The sequence below is a fragment of the Maribacter huludaoensis genome (genome assembly GCF_029350945.1).
GTDB lineage: Bacteria > Bacteroidota > Bacteroidia > Flavobacteriales > Flavobacteriaceae > Maribacter > Maribacter huludaoensis.
On the sequence record NZ_JARKMS010000001.1, the window covers coordinates 610731 to 630551 of the forward strand.

19 protein-coding genes are annotated in these 19821 nt (G+C 34.9%); 7 read left to right on the forward strand and 12 right to left on the reverse strand.

Annotated features, from left to right (window positions below; genetic code table 11):
* Positions 1 to 5 precede the first annotated feature (5 nt).
* Positions 6 to 2201, reverse strand: a complete 2196-nt coding sequence (locus PXC01_RS02660; RefSeq protein ID WP_276470829.1) for a PAS domain-containing sensor histidine kinase — start codon at positions 2199 to 2201, stop codon at positions 6 to 8.
* 133 nt (positions 2202 to 2334) lie between these two features.
* Between PXC01_RS02660 and PXC01_RS02665 the strand changes: the two genes are divergently transcribed.
* Both PXC01_RS02665 and PXC01_RS02670 read left to right on the forward strand, forming a co-directional pair.
* A complete protein-coding gene (locus tag PXC01_RS02665; RefSeq protein ID WP_276470830.1) occupies positions 2335 to 2799 on the forward strand; it encodes an ankyrin repeat domain-containing protein in 465 nt (154 codons plus the stop codon).
* Positions 2800 to 2803: 4 nt separating this feature from the next.
* Positions 2804 to 3595, forward strand: coding sequence for an amidohydrolase (locus PXC01_RS02670; protein WP_276470831.1), 792 nt, complete (start codon positions 2804 to 2806; stop codon positions 3593 to 3595).
* Here the strand turns inward: PXC01_RS02670 and PXC01_RS02675 are convergent.
* From PXC01_RS02675 to PXC01_RS02685, 3 genes are read right to left on the reverse strand one after another with little or no spacing between them, the layout of a single operon-like run.
* On the reverse strand, positions 3592 to 4257 hold the full coding sequence (locus PXC01_RS02675) for a hypothetical protein (RefSeq protein ID WP_276470832.1): 666 nt from the start codon (positions 4255 to 4257) through the stop codon (positions 3592 to 3594). The two genes, PXC01_RS02670 and PXC01_RS02675, sit on opposite strands and share 4 nt — an antisense overlap.
* A 21-nt stretch (positions 4258 to 4278) precedes the next feature.
* On the reverse strand, positions 4279 to 5895 hold the full coding sequence (locus PXC01_RS02680) for an Ig-like domain-containing domain (RefSeq protein WP_276470833.1): 1617 nt from the start codon (positions 5893 to 5895) through the stop codon (positions 4279 to 4281).
* A 48-nt stretch (positions 5896 to 5943) separates the two neighbouring features.
* Positions 5944 to 6645, reverse strand: a complete 702-nt coding sequence (locus PXC01_RS02685; RefSeq protein WP_276470834.1) for a ComF family protein — start codon at positions 6643 to 6645, stop codon at positions 5944 to 5946.
* Between the two features lie 40 nt (positions 6646 to 6685).
* On the opposite strand from PXC01_RS02685, the gene PXC01_RS02690 reads away from it, so the two are divergent.
* Together PXC01_RS02690 and PXC01_RS02695 are read left to right on the forward strand one after the other, a co-directional pair.
* On the forward strand, positions 6686 to 7585 hold the full coding sequence (locus PXC01_RS02690; protein WP_276470835.1) for a coiled-coil domain-containing protein: 900 nt from the start codon (positions 6686 to 6688) through the stop codon (positions 7583 to 7585).
* Positions 7586 to 7622: 37 nt separating this feature from the next.
* The gene (locus PXC01_RS02695) at positions 7623 to 9167 is read left to right on the forward strand and encodes a glycine--tRNA ligase (RefSeq protein WP_276470836.1); all 1545 of its coding nucleotides are present in this window, start codon (positions 7623 to 7625) and stop codon (positions 9165 to 9167) included.
* A 1-nt stretch (position 9168) separates the two neighbouring features.
* Here PXC01_RS02695 and PXC01_RS02700 read toward each other — a convergent pair whose 3' ends face one another.
* Both PXC01_RS02700 and PXC01_RS02705 read right to left on the reverse strand, forming a co-directional pair.
* Entirely contained in the window at positions 9169 to 11256 is a 2088-nt protein-coding gene (locus tag PXC01_RS02700) for a TonB-dependent receptor family protein (RefSeq protein WP_276470837.1), read from the reverse strand.
* Positions 11257 to 11283: 27 nt separating this feature from the next.
* Positions 11284 to 11808 (reverse strand): DUF3575 domain-containing protein, encoded by a 525-nt coding sequence (locus PXC01_RS02705; RefSeq protein ID WP_276470838.1) that lies wholly within the window; start codon positions 11806 to 11808, stop codon positions 11284 to 11286.
* Positions 11809 to 11923: 115 nt separating this feature from the next.
* On the opposite strand from PXC01_RS02705, the gene PXC01_RS02710 reads away from it, so the two are divergent.
* Both PXC01_RS02710 and PXC01_RS02715 read left to right on the forward strand, forming a co-directional pair.
* Entirely contained in the window at positions 11924 to 12688 is a 765-nt protein-coding gene (locus tag PXC01_RS02710; protein WP_276470839.1) for an exodeoxyribonuclease III, read from the forward strand.
* A gap of 69 nt (positions 12689 to 12757) precedes the next feature.
* On the forward strand, positions 12758 to 13798 hold the full coding sequence (locus PXC01_RS02715; protein WP_276470840.1) for an aldo/keto reductase: 1041 nt from the start codon (positions 12758 to 12760) through the stop codon (positions 13796 to 13798).
* A gap of 104 nt (positions 13799 to 13902) precedes the next feature.
* Here PXC01_RS02715 and radA read toward each other — a convergent pair whose 3' ends face one another.
* From radA to panC, 6 genes are all read right to left on the reverse strand, one after another.
* A complete protein-coding gene (gene radA / locus PXC01_RS02720; protein WP_276470841.1) occupies positions 13903 to 15264 on the reverse strand; it encodes a DNA repair protein RadA in 1362 nt (453 codons plus the stop codon).
* Between the two features lie 74 nt (positions 15265 to 15338).
* The gene (locus tag PXC01_RS02725) at positions 15339 to 15509 is read right to left on the reverse strand and encodes a hypothetical protein (protein WP_276470842.1); all 171 of its coding nucleotides are present in this window, start codon (positions 15507 to 15509) and stop codon (positions 15339 to 15341) included.
* A 54-nt stretch (positions 15510 to 15563) separates the two neighbouring features.
* On the reverse strand, positions 15564 to 16706 hold the full coding sequence (locus PXC01_RS02730; protein WP_276470843.1) for an alpha/beta hydrolase: 1143 nt from the start codon (positions 16704 to 16706) through the stop codon (positions 15564 to 15566).
* A gap of 26 nt (positions 16707 to 16732) precedes the next feature.
* A complete protein-coding gene (locus tag PXC01_RS02735) occupies positions 16733 to 17698 on the reverse strand; it encodes a lysylphosphatidylglycerol synthase transmembrane domain-containing protein (RefSeq protein WP_276470844.1) in 966 nt (321 codons plus the stop codon).
* 2 nt (positions 17699 to 17700) lie between these two features.
* Positions 17701 to 18051 (reverse strand): aspartate 1-decarboxylase, encoded by a 351-nt coding sequence (gene panD / locus PXC01_RS02740; protein WP_276470845.1) that lies wholly within the window; start codon positions 18049 to 18051, stop codon positions 17701 to 17703.
* 8 nt (positions 18052 to 18059) lie between these two features.
* Complete coding sequence (panC, locus tag PXC01_RS02745) at positions 18060 to 18917, reverse strand: pantoate--beta-alanine ligase (protein WP_276470846.1); 858 nt, start codon at positions 18915 to 18917, stop codon at positions 18060 to 18062.
* A 90-nt stretch (positions 18918 to 19007) separates the two neighbouring features.
* On the opposite strand from panC, the gene PXC01_RS02750 reads away from it, so the two are divergent.
* A complete protein-coding gene (locus PXC01_RS02750) occupies positions 19008 to 19817 on the forward strand; it encodes a glycogen/starch synthase (protein WP_276470847.1) in 810 nt (269 codons plus the stop codon).
* The last annotated feature ends 4 nt before the right edge of the window (positions 19818 to 19821 follow it).

Here is a 19821-nt window from a genome sequence, read left to right on the forward strand (position 1 = left end):
TTTTATTAGCCCTGTTTAAGTTTAATGATGATTTTGGTTCCTTTGTCTACTTTACTTTCAATATTTATGCTCCCGCTCATTGATTCGATCTGGTTCTTCGTAATGAATAAACCAATGCCTTTGGCATCTTTATGCTTATGAAAGGTTTTGTACATGCCAAAAATTTTGTCGCCATGCCTTTTCAAATCTATACCTTGTCCGTTATCGGTAAATGAAATTACCATAAGTTGTTCTTCAATATGAGATGTAATTTTAATTATAGGTGTTCGTTTTTCAGAACTATATTTCAGTGCATTTGTTAGAATATTTAAAAAGATACTTTCCAGATATGCAGGTACTGCATTTACAAAATGTGTTTTACAAATGTCAATTTTAAGTTGTGCCTCTTTGTCTTCCAATAGACCATTGATACTTTTGGTGATATGATTTATTGTATTGATTACACTTATGCTTTGTAGATTTTCTAGCGTACCGGTTTTGATCTGAACAACATCGTTTAAATGTGCAATAGTTTCAGAAAGGCTTTCGGTAGCACTGGTAATCATTCTATGAATGTTCTGGCGTTCCTCATCATCTTTTTCTTTGTTCAAAAATTTGGTGAGCATAACCATGTTTGTGGAGTGCGAGCGAAGGTTGTGAGAAACGATATGGGCAAAATTGGTAAGGCTTTCGTTTTGGCTCTTTGTAACATCTACCAGTGCCTCTAATTTTTTTTGTGACTCAATTCTTTCGGTAATATCCAAAAACTGGATAATGATATGGCTTATATTGCCATTTATATCTTTAACAGGTGTTGCGCCTATTATGGCATGGACAATGTTGCCGTTTTTATGAAAGTATCTTTTTTGAAATTGTAAGTTTATTGTATCACCTTCAATTACTTTCTTTTTAAAATAGCGGCTTCCCGGTAAATCATCTGGATGGGTAATATCATTGGAAGATATTTTTAATAACTCATTTTCAGAATATCCTAAACTTTTGCATAAGCTTTTGTTTGCTTTTAGCCAATTAAGATCTGGGCTAACAAGCGCCATCCCAATAGATGAATGTTCAAAAGTTTCGGTAAAGGATTTGGTGCTTTCCGCCAGCTTAATTTCAGTGCTGCGCAGCTCTGTAATGTCCCAGTTTGCCCCTGTCATTTTAACGGCGGTGCCATTAATGTCATTAATAGTTTTTGAAAGACCCTTAATATGTCTTATAGTTCCATTTTTATGTATAATTCTGTACTCTTCATCAAAGTCCTTTATACCATTGATAGCATTTTCGGTCGCTGTTAAAACCCTTTTTAAATCATCTGTATGAATTGTTGATGACCAAGCTTCAAATGCTCCTGAAAAATTGAACTTTTCTATATCGAAAATGCGATACATTTCATCGTCCCAATCTAAATTGTTTTCGGTTAAGTTATAATTCCATGTACCAATTTGTGCGGTTTGTGAGGTCATTTTCAATCGCTCCGAAATTTCTTGATGGGCCAACTCAATTTTTTTTCGCTCATCAATATCTTGAAAAGTACCAATAAGTCTTACCGCTTTGCCGTTTAATATTTCAACTTCGCCTTTGGCACAGACCCAGACCTCTCTTCCTTTTGCGGTAATAATTATAAGCTCGGTGTCAAAAGATTTGCCTTCTGCAATTGCGTTACTTACTAAATATGATATTTTATCCCTATGAACACCCTCTTTATAAAAATTTATTCCCTCTTCTAAATTTGGAACAAAGTCTTGGTCTACTTCATGGATTTCCTTTGTAGTCTTTGTCCAATATACGGTATTGTTCAGTAAATCAAGTTCCCAACATCCAATTCTGGCAACTTCCTCGGCCTTATGTAGTAATTCTATTTCTTTTTGTTCTTCAGTAATATCATCTAAGAATATGATGGCTCCGTCAAAACCTTGATTTTCAACTTTAGAAGGTATAATTTTCCACTTAAGCCATTGTAACGTGCCATCCGGTAGAATAAATTTTTGTCCGGTATTAATATGTTCTTCCCCATTAATACCATTGCTTATGGCTTTTTTGAAAAAATCAGGCGTTTCAATTATGCTCTCAAATAAATTTTTATTGACGTAATCAGTGTTGCCTAAACTAAATCTATCATGCCACTCGTTAGAGTAGTTAATAAAGTTTAACTTAGTATCCACGATAGCAATTGCATTGGGGGACTCTTTTAAAAGAAAGTCAACGGCTAATGTTTTCAAAAGATCTTACATTTTATATAAAGGTACGCATTTCATATAAAGTAAGAAAAAAGGAATTATAAGTAAGAAAAAACACTCTATTTTAAGCTGGTTTGAAATCTTAGGAAAGAGAACAATTATAAATATAAAAACTATGAACGAGTTTTTTTTTAAAGCAATAAGAGAAGGTAGCTTTAATGAGGTTAAGGCCATGTTAGAGAAAAATCCTGTACTTGTAAATAGTAAAGATACAAGAGGGTCTACACCTTTGATTTTGGCTACCTATTATGATGAAAAGGAAATAGCACTCTTATTGTTGGATAAAGGGGCTAAAATAGATGCTGTAGATGCCTCTGGCAACACAGCGCTAATGGGCGTTTGTTTTAAAGGTTTCACCGATATAGCAAAAATGTTGATAGATAAAAATGCACAATTAAATGAGCGTAATGCAATGGGTGCTACCTGCTTGATCTATGCAGCACAATTTAACCGTTTAGAGATAGCAAAACTGTTAATGGCAAATGGTGCGGATAAAACCATTAAGGACAATAGGGGTAATAGTGCTTTAGATCATGCTAAAACCCAAGGTTTAAGCGCTTTTATTGATTTGTTGGAATAAAAAAATGACTAAGGATAAAAATTATAGCTTAAAAATCGCAATGGTTCAATCTAAATTGCATTGGGAAGATCCTGAGGCAAATAGAAAAATGTTCAGTGATAAGATTGAGAAGATCGGTGAGTCTGTAGATATTATAGTTTTGCCGGAAATGTTTACTACCGGCTTTACAATGTCACCTAAGAATATTGGTCCAAAGGAAGGATTAATTACGCTAGATTGGATGAAGGAAATTGCTGCTGCTAAAGATAGTGCTATTATTGGAAGTGTTGTGTTTCAAGAAAGCGGCAACTATTATAATAGGCTTTTTTTTGTGAGACCAAATGGAGATTTTGATAGTTATGATAAGCGCCATACATTCACTCTGGCAGGAGAAGATAAGGAATATACGGCGGGCACAAAAAGAGTGATAGTTAGTTATAAAGGATTTTTAATATGCCCGTTAATATGCTATGATCTTCGTTTTCCGGTATGGAGTAGAAACACAGAAAATTTTGATGTATTGTTGTATACGGCAAATTGGCCAACACCAAGAATAAATGCATGGGATACATTATTAAAAGCTAGGGCTATTGAAAATATGGCCTATTGTATAGGCGTAAATCGTATTGGTGAAGATGAGGTAGGGCATAAGTACCCAGGGCACTCCAGTGTGTACGGACCTTTAGGTGAGCTAATTGCAAATTCGGAAACAGAAGAAATAATTGTCGTTGAGATTATTAAAAACGAAATAAATTCTATAAGAGATAAGTTTCGTTTTCTGAACGACAGAGATGAATTTAAACTATTTGAAGCTTAAAGTGAATTTAGGTATTCAAATAATTTAATGATATCTTCTTCTTTTTTTAAAGACAAGTTATTGTTCTTTGCAACATTAATTGTTTCGGCAGATAAGTTTTCCTTAATATCTCTTTTAGAGGTAGGATACTTAATGATTTCATTTTCTTTATTGTAATATAATGTACTTGTAATTACAACTTTGTCAGTACTTTCTATACTTAGTAATTTGGCATCGGAGGGCGCTTTGTTAATTTTTATATCATAAACTTTGTAAAGTTCATTTTTGCCATCTACAAGAATTTCTGCGAAAATAGTTTTTGGTTTATCTTGAATTGAAATTGGGGTAAATTGTCTATTATTTAAAAAAACTTTTAAACCATCAACAGGTATTAAAGAACTTACTTGGTCATCTTTTAAAATTTCTATCTCGCTATGGTAAGCATTGAATTTAGCCATCGAAGTTGTTTTATTTGATTGGCTATCAGTAATTATGGCCTGACCCCAGTTTTCGTCTAAATAGATACTTCCTTCAATTTTATTTCCAGTTGAAGTGGAAACTCGTAAAAAAGGCGAATCGATATTTCCGGTTTGAAAAGTGCCGGAATCTTCGCTAGAATAATTAATTTGTCCAAATACCAGATTGGTAAGAAGTAATGATGATAGTACAAGTATAAGTTTCATATCGGTTTCGTTTTATAATAATTATTCTATCAAGTTGAAAGTTTCAATTTTTTCCCAATTTGCCCGTAACTCAATTAAATTTGGGTAGTAACTTATTTTTTCCGGTTGTCTTTTTTCTAAAAAACTACCGGTATCCCATTCGCCATTTCCGTTCATGTCAAAAATGACACGGGCTTGGTACTTTCCAGGATTAAGGTTGTCAAAAACGTACGGTTGTGGTTGCGTTGAGTAAATTTCGCGTTGTAAATCTCCTTTTTCATTGGTTAGCTGCACTATAATAGGGTAAACGATAGTGTTACCATTTACGTTCAAGGTAAGATTACCATAATCTGCAAGACTTTTAGTTCTAAAGGAATAGGCTACAGAATCGTTGGTAGTTTCAAAAAAATCTGTTACCGCACCTGGTATTAATTCCATTCTATAGCTTTGGTCCGCATCAATTTTAAAATCAAAATTTAATGAATTATCAAGAGTATCTAAATTTACCCTAAAGGCTATTTCAATAGAATCTTTATCCATTAATTTTATTTTGGTACTATCATAGTTTATTAACGGCGTATTGCTTAAAAGGTTGATGGGTTTGTCCATTTCTATATTACCACTTTGGCTCATAGATATCTTAAGTGAATCGAAAGCTACTTTTCTGTTTTTAACCTTAAAAGTGTCTTTAATTTTTAGATTTTCATTGGTAATTGTAAAAAGCAATGAATCCATCTCATATGGTGTAAACCAAAAATTTAAGGTGTCTTTTTCTCTTTCTTTCGATATTATAGTTCTAACAGTATCCGGTATTTCGGTAATTGTTTCAATTTTAATGTCGTCTCCTTTACCATAGTACCCAAAACTTATTTTATTGCTAGCTTCCATACTAGGTACGGCAACACCATAATCTTGAACTTCCTTAAAAAGATTTAGTAGATAAATAGAGTCTGTAGGTAAGCTAATAGTATCTTCTACAAAACCAATTTTATCTGTTTTTTGATCAAATAAATTGTTACTTGACGCATCTTTAACACCAAACAAAGCGTATTTGCCTTCCTTTAAATTCTTAAGTTTAAATATTACCGCACTATCTAAAGTATTTGTAATGTAATTAGGTGGTTTTTTATAAACTGTAGAGTCGTTATAACTGCTGTCTATTTTATAAAGCATTACGCTAATAAAATCATCTGCTTTTTTATTGAAAGCATCTTTTACGACTCCGGTAAGTTCTAAAGAGTCTATATAATCACCTGTGGAGAAAACATAGGTGAAAAAAGATTTAGGATTTTGCTCGTTATTGTCTACAATACCTTGGCCAAAGTTAAAAGTGTAGGTTGTATTAGGTTCTAACGTATCTTTTATAATGATCTCTACATACTTGTTGGCATTGCCTATAGGCGAAAGCACGGGAGAATTTTTTAATGGTGGAGAAATGATAAGCTGTTTTTGAATGTCGTTCAACTTCACTAGTTCATTGAAATACAATCTTATTTTTTGCCCTGTAAAATTAGTGGTAAGGTTAGGCGGTTCGGCTCTAGTTAATTCTGGAGGGGTAATATCTTTAGGTCCACCTGTTGGTGTACCTCTTTGTGCACATTGGTAAGAAACCAGTACAATGACAAAAATAAATATAAAACCTAAAATTTTTCTGCCCATTGGTGTATTTATCGACTACAAAGAAACAACATATTTTTAAACCCAATTCTATGGTACAACGGCCATGCTAGAAATATAAATCTGAATACCTTCAATATCTTTAAAAGTATTGGCGCATATTTCTATAGTGGCACCAGTGGTGATTACATCATCAACCAATAATATATTTTTGTTGACCAACTTTCGTTCATTTTTAATTTCATACAAAGACCTATTATCGTACCATCTACTTAGTCTATTTTTTTTGGTTTGCGTTTTGGTGTTGGCGGTCTTTAACAATACGTTTTCCAAGTATTCGGCATTAATGTGAAATGCAATTTGTTTGGCAAAAAGTGCTACCTGGTTGTAACCTCTTTTTTTAAGTTTTTTTCGGTGTAGGGGTACGGGTATTACAAAGTCAATTTTGGGTAAATGGCCTTGCTTTTTTATGATTTGCCCGTGCCAATCACCTAAAAATCTACCAATTTCTTCCTGATTTTTATACTTTAAAAAATGAATCAAGTTTTTTACGATTCCAATTTCGGTAAAGAATAAGAAGGAATTTGCTTTTTTTATGTTAATTCGTCCATAAAAAATACGGTCAACAGCATTTTCGTCGTTAAAGGTATACTCGGTAAGTGGTAATTGATGTCGGCAAGATGTACAGAGAAGTACCTCTCCTCTATATAATCGTGCATTACATCCAAAACATGATAAGGGTAACAGTATGTTGGTCACATCCTTTAGTATATTTGAAATTCTGTTTTTCATCAAATTTTACAGATTAAACAACCTACAGCCCGCTTTTTAAATGGACAGTCAAGATAATAAATTCAATTATAAGATAATACTAGCAGCATTTGTTGCGGTACTTTTAGCATTGTTAATAGCTTTTTATTACAGTTATGCCCAGTCAAACGCTGAAATTGAATTTTTAGAGCAAGAGAAAGAAATTTTGGTCAGGGATCTTACCATTATGAAAGCCGATGTAGATCGTTTGTCCGCAAAAAGTGAAATGAACGAAATTGAATTACAAGATTCTAAGTTTAAGGTACAGGAACTTTTGGATTCGGTAGGGCGATTGAATTTTACGGTCCAAAAATTAAGGGAGTTTAAAACTGAATTACGTAGGTTAGAATCTAAAAACGATAGTTTACTTTTAAAGAATAACTTCTTACGCTACAATAACATGTTACTTACGGATAAGTATGACGAGTCTCGTAAGCAAATAGAAAACCTAAGGGCAAACAGTAATTCTTTGGCGGAAGCAGAGGCACTACAAAGAAGAAAAATCCTAGAGCTTAATCAAAAGTTGAAGACCAAAAGCTATTTAAAAATGGTTAATGCCGAGGGTAGTGGTTTTAGGCTAATTCGTGGTACAAAACCTACTAAGACCAATAAGGCTTCCATTATTGAAAAGCTTAGAGGTTGTGTAACAGTTTTGGCAGATGAGAGCGAGGCCAACAATGAAAAGGTAATTTATCTTCAGTTCTTAGATCCTAACAAGCAGGTTATAGAAGATAATGCCAATACTATTACGGTAAATGGCAATATATATAGTAAAAGAGTGGAATTTGTTTTTACAGGTATCGATCAGAAGCTATGTGAGGCAATTACCATACCTGAAGGTTCCTTAAAGGAAGGTATTTATACCTTGAACGTCTTTGAAGATGAGCGTTTAATTACTTCTTCTGAATTTGAATTAAAATAATTATTATTTTTTTGGGCTATTGTTCTATTTTTGCCACATGGCAAAGCAAGAAGATGATTTTAAGCGTGTAATTTCTCACGCAAAGGAATACGGATATGTATTTCAATCTAGTGAAATTTATGATGGTTTAAGCGCTATTTACGATTACGGTCAAAATGGGGTTGAACTGAAAAAGAATATACGTGACTACTGGTGGAAAGCGATGGTGCAGCTCAATGATAACATTGTTGGGTTAGATGCTGCAATTTTTATGCACCCGTTAACATGGAAAGCTTCTGGGCATATTGATGCTTTTAATGATCCATTAATAGATAATAAGGACTCAAAAAAAAGATATAGAGCAGATGTTCTAGTAGAAGATTATGTAGCTAAAATTGATGCTAAAATTGAAAAGGAAGTCAAAAAAGCGGAAAAACGTTTTGGCGACGCTTTCGATAAGGAACAATTTCTACAAACAAACCAGCGTGTAGTTGACTACCAAGAGCAGGGTAAAACAATTCTGAACAGATTGGGTAAGTCTTTACAGAATGAAGATTTGGCCGATGTAAAAGCCTTAATTGAAGAATTGGACATCGCATGCCCGATGTCAGGTTCTAAGAACTGGACAGATGTTAAACAGTTTAATTTAATGTTCGGTACCAAATTGGGTGCCAATGCGGACAGTGCAATGGATCTTTATCTTAGGCCAGAAACTGCACAAGGTATCTTTGTAAACTTCTTGAACGTACAGAAATCTGGTCGTATGAAGCTTCCTTTTGGTATAGCACAGACCGGTAAAGCATTTAGAAATGAAATTGTAGCAAGACAATTTATATTTAGAATGCGTGAGTTTGAACAAATGGAAATGCAATTCTTTATTCAGCCGGGCACACAAAAAGAGTGGTATGAGGTTTGGAAAGAAAAAAGAATGAAATGGCACTTGTCTCTTGGTCTGGGTCAAGACAATTACCGTTTTCATGATCATGAGAAATTGGCGCACTATGCAGACGCAGCCTCGGATATTGAGTTTCGTTTTCCGTTCGGGTTTAAGGAATTGGAAGGAATTCATTCTCGAACAGATTTTGATTTAGGTAGTCATGAGAAATATTCCGGTAAGAAATTACAGTATTTTGATCACGAAGTAAATAAAAACTACGTTCCTTATGTGCTGGAAACCTCAATTGGTCTAGATAGAATGTTTTTGGCAGTATTCTCCAACTCGCTTCAAGAGGAAGAATTGGAAAACAATACAACAAGAACAGTGCTTAAGTTACCGGCAGTATTGGCACCTGTAAAAGCGGCAATATTACCCCTGCTTAAAAAAGATGGTTTACCGGAAATCGCACATCAGATAATAGACGACCTTAAATGGGATTTTAACGTTATTTATGATGAAAAGGATGCTGTAGGTAGACGTTATAGAAGACAAGATGCCAATGGTACACCATTCTGTATTACGGTAGACCACCAAACTTTAGAAGATCAAACGGTTACTATAAGACATAGAGATTCCATGGAGCAGGAACGTGTTGCTATATCGGCATTGAACAGTATCATTCATGATGCAGTCGATATGAAGACATGGTTAAAGAAAATGGAATAGATTAAAGGGTGTAATGCAACTTTACACCGCCATAATAGTTGATATTGTTCCCAGGGTAGAAATACCTTGGGGCATTACCTCCAAACCCAGAAGCGTTAATTAATACGGACTGTGCGTACTTTTTATTGGTTAGGTTGTTGATTCCAAAATCTAATCCAATGCGTAGTTTTTCTGATATTTGTTTTTTATACCCTGCCTTTATATTTAATAAATTGAAAGAGTCGCTATAAAGGGAATTCGAATCTGTCAACGGTATTTCATCTACAAATTGATGGGTGATATTTGCAAACAGCCCATTTCCAAAATTAGTTTGAATCCCTGAGTTTACTTTGTTTTTTGGAACTCCTGTTAAAACATTTTCAGAATAGTCTTCATCAGCTTCCTCATCTGTGAAATCAATAAATTTATGGTTGCTGTAGGTATAGCTTATAAATGGTGAAATCGTTATTTTATTGGTTAAGTTGATGCGGTAGCTCCAATCTAGATCCACACCTTGATGCTTCGTTTTGCCTGCATTGCGCCCAATATATTGGTTGTCTCCAACACGTTTGGCAACTAATAGGTTTTTAATGGGCATAATGTAGGCGGCCACTTCTAATTTTAGTCTATTGTCTTTACTTTGATGTTTAATGCCAATCTCATAATTTGTTCCTGTCTCTTGAGCAATATCTGGATTAATGAGACCGTCAGGAGTAAGTGTTTCTTCTAAACTAGGGTTTGAAAATCCACGGCTAATATTCGCAAAAAGTTGGTTTGTTGGTGTAATTGTGTAGTTGATATCTAAGCTTGGAAGAAAAAGGGTCTTAAAATCTCTATTGGCACTTGTATTGTTTTCGCCCGAGTTTAATAGGTCTCTGAAATCATATTGCGTTTTATTAATATTTAGACCCAATTGTGCAGTCAACTTGGGAGTAAAAGAATATGTTGCCGTAGCAAAACCATTAATTTGATTTCTAAATTCTTTATTTTGAGATAGTCTATCGCCTTGTAAACTTCCGTTACCGTTATTATCTCGGTACAGGTTTTCAAATGTTCCCCAAGAATATTCATCTTTATAAAGTTCAGCCCCAAAAGTGTATTTAAAAACATTGTCTGATATAAGTACATTTCCAGAAAATAATGTTCTAATACCGTACCCATTTGTAAATTCATCTAGTATGTTAAAAGGTGCCGGCTCATAATGGTCTAAGTAGGTATAAAATAAGCTAGTGGTATTTTTTAATTTAGAACTTGCACGGTAAGTGTGGGAAAGGCCAATGAGACTATAGTTGTTATCTTCATATCCTTTTGCGGAGCCCCATGTAAATGCCGCCTGTGTAGGGTCTTTGTTAAAATCTTCTTGGCTTAAAGAGCTAGCTATTTGTGCAGAATAATCAATATGGTTTACTAGTAGCCCAATTTCACTTTTCTCTGAAATTTTGAAAATGGTGTTCAAAAGAAATCCGTCACGTTCAAATCTGTTGTTTTCGCGGTATCCATCTATTTCCATATGGCCATATTGAAAGGTCATGTAAAAATCTTTTTGCGCGTGTGTAAATCCTAAACTGTTTTTAAACAATCCGTAAGATCCTATAGTAGTATTGTTGCTAAACTTGGTAGGTTGGTCACTTAATTGTTTCGTGTTCAAAATAATAGCTCCACCCAAATTAGTTCCAAAACCAGTACCTTTTGGACCTTTAATTACTTCAATTGACGTAAGGTTTTCAAGATCAAATGCTTCAATGGTTGAAGATCCGGTTCCGTTGGTAATAGGAATATTATTATAATAAAGTCTTAATTTATCCGTACCGAATAAAGTTCTTGAGCCTACACCTCGTATAGTTATTCTATTAGTATTCAGAGCTCCGGACAAGGCGTAAAGACCGGATATTTGGTTAATGGAGCTAATAAAATCTACGGGACTATAATTGGCAAATGTAGTGGCGCCAATAGTTTGTGACGGTATAATGCCAATAGCATTTTTAGCTGTTAGCGTATCTACGACAATAACTTCGTTTAATCGTGTAACGCTGTCGTTTTTTACATTGTTTTGTGCAAAGAAACTTAAGCTAAATAATGTAGTTAGTACTAAAGAAAGTATTGTTTTCATAAATGGTCGAGCCTAAAAAAATAGCTATTAAAAGCGATAGCCTAAAGATAAACCGGCCCTGAACATAAAGTCATCTTGAAAATCTTCTGGATTAATATTTCTGCCCAGGCCACCATTTAATTCAATGGTAAATTTTTGACTTCTTGTTGCCCATTTATAACCACCGCCAAGACCAAGTGCTACGGTAGAGTAATCATAATTTCTACTTCCTAAATTAGCGGTATCTTCATCATCATCTTCACCGGTATAGTATAGCCCGAATACTTCGGCAAATAGACCGCTTTTTGGTCCGTAGCCAAAATAAGCTCTTAAGTTTGGACCTATCCCAAAATTGCCATTATAATCGGTAGACTTTCCATCAAAATAAAGGGTGCCACCAATACTGGTGTCTTCGTTAATATAATACTCATACCCCAATTCAACAGTTGTAGTTACTAAAAACTGGCCAATGTTCAATTTTACTTCATGGCTATTTTCATCGTTGTAATAGGCTTGTGAAAAACTAGAAGTTGTTACGAATACCAAAAAAAGCAAAAAAATAAACTTGTTCATAAGATGCGTTTTAAAGTGCAAATATTGTTTTAAAGCTGTGAAATTATGATTTTAATAGAAAGTATGCACCTTAAATGGTCAACTCTTTTTTATTTTTAAGCCAAAACGAGAATAGATGAAAATCATATCCTATAATGTAAATGGAATAAGGGCAGCGTTGAAAAAAGGTTTTTTAGAATGGTTAAGTACGGTGTCGCCAGATGTTGTTTGTTTGCAGGAAATTAAAGCACAGGAGGATCAGTTGGATCTTTCGTTATTTGAAGAGGCAGGTTATAAGTACAATTATTGGTATAGCGCACAAAAGAAAGGCTATAGTGGAGTAGCAATACTTTCTAGGTCTAAGCCAGATAATGTAGTATTTGGTACCGGTATTGATTATATGGATTTTGAGGGAAGAAATATTCGTGCAGATTTTGGCGATATTTCAATAATGAGCATGTATTTGCCTTCCGGCACAAATATGGAGCGTTTAGATTTTAAACTTACGTATATGGCAGACTTTCAGGATTATGCCAATGAGCTTAAAAAGACCAATCCTAATTTAATTGTTCTTGGTGATTATAACATTTGTCATGAGGCTATTGATATACATAATCCCGTAGGACTTAAGAATGTTTCCGGATTTTTACCGGTAGAAAGAGAATGGATCGGAGATTTTATAAAAAGCGGATTCATTGATAGCTTTAGGGAGTTTAATGCTGAACCAGATAATTATACGTGGTGGAGCTATAGGGCCAATGCCAGAAATAATAATAAGGGCTGGCGATTAGATTATGCCATGGTCTCTACCACATTGAAGGAAAGGTTGTCTAGGTCCGTAATTTTATCTGAAGCAAGGCACAGTGATCATTGTCCTATTTTAATAGAGGTAGAGAGTTAACGAAATGGATACAATCCCCCTGATTATATTTAGTAATTTTGCGTTTAAAGATTGCAAATTTTAAGCTAAATGATTTATACCAAATTACCACATACGGATATTGAAGTAAGTAAAATATGCTTGGGAACAATGACCTGGGGAAATCAAAACACAGAAGAAGAAGGTCATGAACAAATAAATTACGCCATAGATAAAGGGGTTAACTTTTTAGATACGGCAGAGCTTTATCCTGTTCCTGCACATAAGGATAGATATGCGGCTACCGAGAAAGTCATTGGTAATTGGTTTAAGAAAAATGGTAATAGGGAAGAAATTATTTTGGCTTCTAAAATTGCGGGCAAAGCGGATATGACGAAGTTTATCCGTACTACCGGATTTACCAGAGAGTCTATTATCGATGCCGTAGAAGGTAGTTTGCAGCGTTTGCAAACAGACTATATAGATCTATATCAGCTTCATTGGCCGGATAGGAGTACCAATTATTTTGGTAAAAGAGGGTATAAGCATGACATATCTGACCATTGGGAGGATAATATCCATCAGGTTTTAGAAACCATGCGCGATTTAATTCGCGAAGGTAAAATTAAGCACGTAGGTATATCTAACGAAACTCCTTGGGGTACTATGCGGTTTTTGGAAGAAAGTAAAGTGCACGGAACATTGCCTAGAACCATAACCGTTCAGAATCCATATAGTCTGCTCAATAGGTTGTTTGAGGTGGGTATGGCAGAAATTTCAATGAGAGAGCAAATAGGCTTATTGGCCTATTCGCCAATGGGTTTTGGTGCTTTAAGTGGAAAGTATTTAGGCGATAGAATGCCAGAAGGTTCTCGTTTAAGTCTGTTTCCTCAATATAATAGGTATATAGGCGATACGGCTGTAGAGGCAACGAAAAAATATTATGATTTGGCACAGTCCCAAGGTCTTACATTGGCACAAATGGCATTGGCATTTGTAAATACAAGACCATTTGTAACAAGTACTATAATAGGGGCTACAAATTTAAGGCAGCTAGAAGAGAATATTGAAAGTATAGACGTTGCATTATCTGACGATGTACTTAAAGAAATAGAAGCTATACATAATACAATACCTAACCCTGCACCATAAATGGAAAGTCTGGTATTTTTAAAGGTCGGTTTTGGACAAATAGTCCTAATACTAGTTGTAATAGTGGTTATAATGGTATTGGCCAGAATAATGAGAGATAAGCGTTAACCGAATAAATTTCCGGTTACCTCCTCTATTTTAGATGCCATCAAAATTTTAATTTTGGTCGATTTTAGACCTATTTTATTGCTTTTGGATATAATGATAGTGTCGTAACCCAGTTTTTCCGCTTCTAGAATTCGCTGCTCTACACGTTGTACTGGTCTAATTTCACCGGCAAGCCCAACTTCCGCTGCAAAACAAATACCCTTGTCAATAGGTATATCTTCATTACTGGACAAAATTGCGGCAATTACCGCCAAATCAATAGCAGGGTCATCTACGGAAATGCCTCCGGTTATATTCAAGAAGACATCTTTGGCGCCTAGTTTAAAACCTGCACGTTTTTCCAAAACCGCCAATAACATATTTAATCTTTTTGCATTATAACCTGTGGTAGAGCGTTGAGGTGTTCCATAGACAGCTGTACTGACCAATGCTTGAATTTCTATGAGCAAAGGTCGCATACCTTCTACCGTTGATGCTATAGCTGTGCCACTGAGCGCATCATCATTTTTGGAAATCAATACTTCAGATGGATTATTGACTTCCCTAAGACCGCTACCTTGCATTTCATAAATACCAAGTTCTGCGGTTGATCCAAATCTATTTTTTAAAGATCTAAGTATGCGGTACACATAGTTACGGTCACCTTCAAATTGTAGAACGGTGTCTACCATATGTTCCAAAATCTTTGGACCGGCAATAGAGCCGTCTTTGGTGATATGCCCAATAAGAATTACGGGTGTGTTGGTTTCCTTTGCAAATTTTATAAGTTCGGCCGTGCATTCCCGAATTTGAGAAATACTACCTGCAGCAGATTCAATATAATCAGAGTGGAGTGTTTGTATAGAATCAATGACCACAATATCCGGTTCCGTAGCTGCAATTTGTTTAAAGATGTTCTGTGTTTTTGTTTCCGTAAGAATAAAGCAAGTTTCGCTACTAGGGTGAATTCTATCGGCACGCATTTTAATTTGTTTTTGGCTTTCTTCACCAGAAACGTAAAGCGTTTTGTACGGCAGTTTTAATGCAATTTGAAGTAGTAATGTACTTTTGCCCACACCAGGTTCCCCGCCCAGCAAAACTAATGCCCCAGGAACAAGACCACCACCAAGAACTCTGTTAAATTCTAGGTCAAAGGTATTTAGGCGCACTTCTTTCTCAATGCTAATTTCGTTTACCAAAAGAGGTTTTGAAATTTTTTTGGCTGTTTGTGGCGAGGTTTTCCAACTGGTTTTTTCTTCTTTTTGAACCACCTCTTCAACAACGGTATTCCATTGTTTGCATGCAGAACACTGTCCTACCCATTTAGCATATTGAGTACCACAGTTTTGACAAAAAAATGCAGTTTTAGTTTTGGCCATCCTTAGCTTTTATCAATGAAAGCTAAAGGTAGCAAGAAGTTTGAAATGATATGGTTTTAGAAAGAAATTATGGTTTAATTTTCACCAGATTTCTCTTTTTTAAAAGCACTAAAGGCGAGGAAAAAAGATGCCCACGCCATAAATAGGGCTATACCATTATAGGCTAAATTGAATTCTCCTTTTAAGCCAAAGTAAGTAAAAAGCACTCCGGAGAACACGAAGTACATTGCGTCAATTTTAATCATAATTAAGTAGGTTGGGCTAATTTGGGACTAGCCGTTTATTTAATATAATAATCTTTAAAAACCGAAATCGGCTTTCAGTGCATCCATTTTTTCAAGGGCCATTTCTTTAGTTAAAAAATCTATTTCTTCCATTTGAAAAGACTTTTCAAATGTTCTCAGGGCTTTCTTGGGTTCGCCAAGTTGCTCATAGTACTCAGCTTCAAAATAAAAACCCAACATGGTTTCTGGGTATTCTTTTTTGCAAAGGTCAGATAGAGGTTTTAACGACTCAAAATCTTCTTTCTTTCTAGATGCCGCGTAAATCGCCATAATATCGTTTAATTCAACCGGCTTGCTAAAACCGAACATATCTACAATACCTTGGTATTTATTTTCTAAATAGTCGTAAACCGGCTCTTCGCTAGTTAATATTTGAGTTTTGTATTCCTTTGGGCTAATAGGCTTGAACATTCCAAAGATATTGTCAAAAGCTTTTCCAATGCCATAGGTAGCAACAGAAATATGATCCGCATTAGAATACTCATCAAAGAAATAGTGTAAAGATTCTTTGCTGACGGCTTTAAGGTCTTTGTCCATTGCTAAAATTCGCTGCTTGTCGTTGCTGGCTTCACCTTCAACAATTAGCTGATAGAATATTTGGTCTTCAATGACACCCAAACGCATGGGTACCCTACTTTCCATTTCCGGGGCTAGAGTAGGTGAAATACTAACATAACCATCAAAAATAGAATTGTCTTTGAACAACCAATAGTTCATAAAGTTGGCGGTGATATCATAACCCACAATCATTTTAAAAGGTGCTGTGCTGTAATTAAGGTCTAGGTAAGGAATAAGTTCCATACCAATAAATTCATAAAAACTTTTTCCTTTTTCAGATGGCAGACCGTTATCTGGGTCAAATGCACAATCTTCATATCTTAGGTCATTTTCACTTTGGTTAATGCCAACCACTATACTTTCTGGCATTCCATGAAATCTACTGTAGAATTTAGAATTTGCCACTACTTGCTCAAAAAGATATTCACCATCAAGTACAATGATCAAAGGATACTTTTTGGTTTCATCCATATTCTCTGGAAAGTAGTAATTTACATCTCTTCGTTCTTGAAGTTTAAACGATTCAAAAATTTCTTGTGTCACTTGTGCATAGGAGGTTATCCCAAATAAAAGTGCGAATAATAAAGATATATAACGCATAAAAGGCAATTGTTAGTTGAAATGAACTACTTACTACTGTTCAATAACGGTAATAAAAGAAAAGATATTGCACCAAAAACAACTATCATAAGAGTCTGGGCTATCCATATTATCCATCCAAAGGCATCACCCGATACTGCACTGATACCAAAGATGGCAAGAGCGCTACTTACGGCAATGGGATAAAGACCTATGCCACCGTTGGTGGTTGCCATGGCAAAAGCCCCGGCCACAAAGGCTACCAAGAGTTGGCTAAGGGTAAGTGATATGGTTTCTGGAACGGTAAATTTTATAATCCAAAGCATACCAATATAGCATGCCCAAATGAATAGGGTATGAAAAATGAACATCCATTTATTTTTCATTTTAAAAATACTGAACACCCCATCAAGAAGACCTTTTACAAACGTCTTTATTTTTTGGGCAAATGCGTTTTTAGATTTTTTAATGAAGAAAATAAAAGCAAAGAATAAAGCTATTCCACCTAATGCAAGAAATATGAGTCCGGTTGCATTAAAACCACGTTCTTGTAGAATACCCATAATGACATCTGTTTGTAATAAAAATGCAATTGTTACTACAATGAGCAACATCATAACATCAATTACCCTTTCTGTTACTATGGTACCAAAACCTTTTTCAAAAGGTACATTTTCATAGGTAGTAAGTGCGGTAGCTCTTAGTATTTCACCAGTTCTTGGTATGCCTAGATTGGCAAAGTATGAAGTTAGTATTATTAAAATATTATTAGTGAGTTTTGGTTTGTACCCCAATGGTTCTAGTAGATAATTCCATCTTACCGCTCTAGAAATGTGACCTAAAATACCTAAAAGAATAGAAAGTGAAACGTAGAGCGGATTGGCTTCTTTTATGTAAAAAATTATTTGCTTTCTATTTTCAGGAGTGGTTGAATGGTAAGAATACCAAACTAAAAAAACTCCCAATGCAATTGGGAGTATGATCTTAAGATTTTTTTTTAGTGAATTTGTCAACTTTAGGTCAAAAGATTGTTTTCTTCATTAGGGAAAACCAACGAAGGATTAAATTTCTTGGCATCTTCAATATCCATCCAAGTATAAGAAATTAAAATTAGAATATCGCCTACGGCTACTTTTCTTGCCGCCGCACCGTTTAATGTAATTTCTCCACTTTTTCGTGGGCCGGGAATGATATAGGTCTCTAGCCTTTCACCATTATTGTTATTGACAATTTGTACTTTTTCGCCACGAATAAAATTTGCGGCATCCATTAAATCTTCATCAATAGTAATACTGCCAACATAATTAAGATCGGCACCGGTAACTTTTACACGATGTATTTTTGATTTAACTACTTCTATTTGCATATCTTAATTTAATTTAGGGCTATGTTGTCTATTAGCCTTACGTCTTCAACATAAACGGCAATAAATGCCCTGTATTTTACATTTTTTATTTTATTCTGTACCGGGGTCAAAGTTTCAACATCAGTAATGTCAAAATATTCCAATTCAAAATCATCAACTTTTTTGAACTCATTAATAACCCATTCCTTAACTGCTATTGCATTTTCCATGCCAAATTTAACTTTGGCAGTTTTTAAGGTTGTATAAATAAATGCGGCTTTTTGTCGAATGTTTTTGCTTAACCTTTCGTTTCTTGAGCTCATTGCCAGACCGTGTTCTTCCCTAACAATCTCACAACCTATTATTTCTACGGGTATGTTCTGTATTTCGGTAAGTTTTTGAATGATGCGTAGTTGTTGAAAATCCTTTTCACCAAAATAGGCCCTTGTTGGTTTTACGATATTTAGCAGTTCTTCAACTATAGTACCTACACCGTTAAAATGATCATCTCTAAATTCACCTTCCATAACCTTGTCAAGACCTTCAAAATCAAAAATTTTTGGAATGACCGTATCAGGATAAATTTCGTCTACATCTGGTGCAAAAACAATAATCTTATCTGAAATACTGGATATTAACTCAATATCGGAATCCAGAGTTTTTGGGTATTTGTCTAAATCCTCTTTGTTGTTAAACTGTGTTGGGTTGACAAAAATGCTGACTACTACATTAGGGTTTTGTTGAACCGCTTTTTTAATGAGCGATGCGTGCCCTTGGTGAAGCGCCCCCATAGTAGGTACAAGACCTAGGTCTTGTTTATGGCTTAATTTATTAAGTTCTTCTGTTAGCTTGGTTTTGGTCTTTATTACCGGCATTGAAAAGTTCATTAGCAAGCAAACTTACTATAATTACTGCTAATCTCTATATTTTTTGTAATTTTGCAATTGCGTTTCAGTGAAAAATAAAATATAACCTTTATGAATGGTAAAAAGATATTATTTGTATCTTCTGAATTAGTTCCTTACTTACCCGAAAATGAAGTTTCCCTAATGTCTTATGAAACCCCTAGAATGGTCAACAGCAATGGTGGTCAAATTAGGATTTTCATGCCTAGATATGGGAATATCAATGAGAGAAGGCATCAATTACACGAGGTAATTAGACTTTCAGGTATGAACCTGGTCATTAATGATATGGATATGCCATTGATCATTAAGGTAGCATCTATTCCAAAAGAAAGAATCCAAGTTTACTTTATCGATAACGAAGAGTACTTTAAGCGTAAAGCTACATTTACGGATAAACAAGGAAATCTTTTTCCGGATAACGATCAGCGTGCCATATTCTTTGCAAAGGGTGTTATGGAGACAGTTAAGAAATTAAACTGGTCACCGGATATCATTCATGTTCATGGTTGGATGGCAAGTTTATTACCATTGTATTTAAAAAAGTACTACTCAGATGAGCCACTTTTTGCGGACAGTAAAATAGTATTATCGGTTTACGGTAAAACTTTTGAAGGTTCTTTGGATAATGATATGGTAAAGAGAATTTCTTTTGACGGTATACCGGAGGAGGAGATAGCATCATTGGGTGACCCAACTTATAATAATTTGTTAAAGGTAGCGGTTGATTATTCTGATGCCGTTATTTTAGCTTCTGAAGATATTCCGGCAGAATTGGAAGATCATATTACCAACCAAGAAAAACCAGTGTTGTCATATGTACCTGTTCAAGAGTTTGAAGAGGCGTATGCTAATTTTTATAACACCGAAGTTTTAAAATAATCTG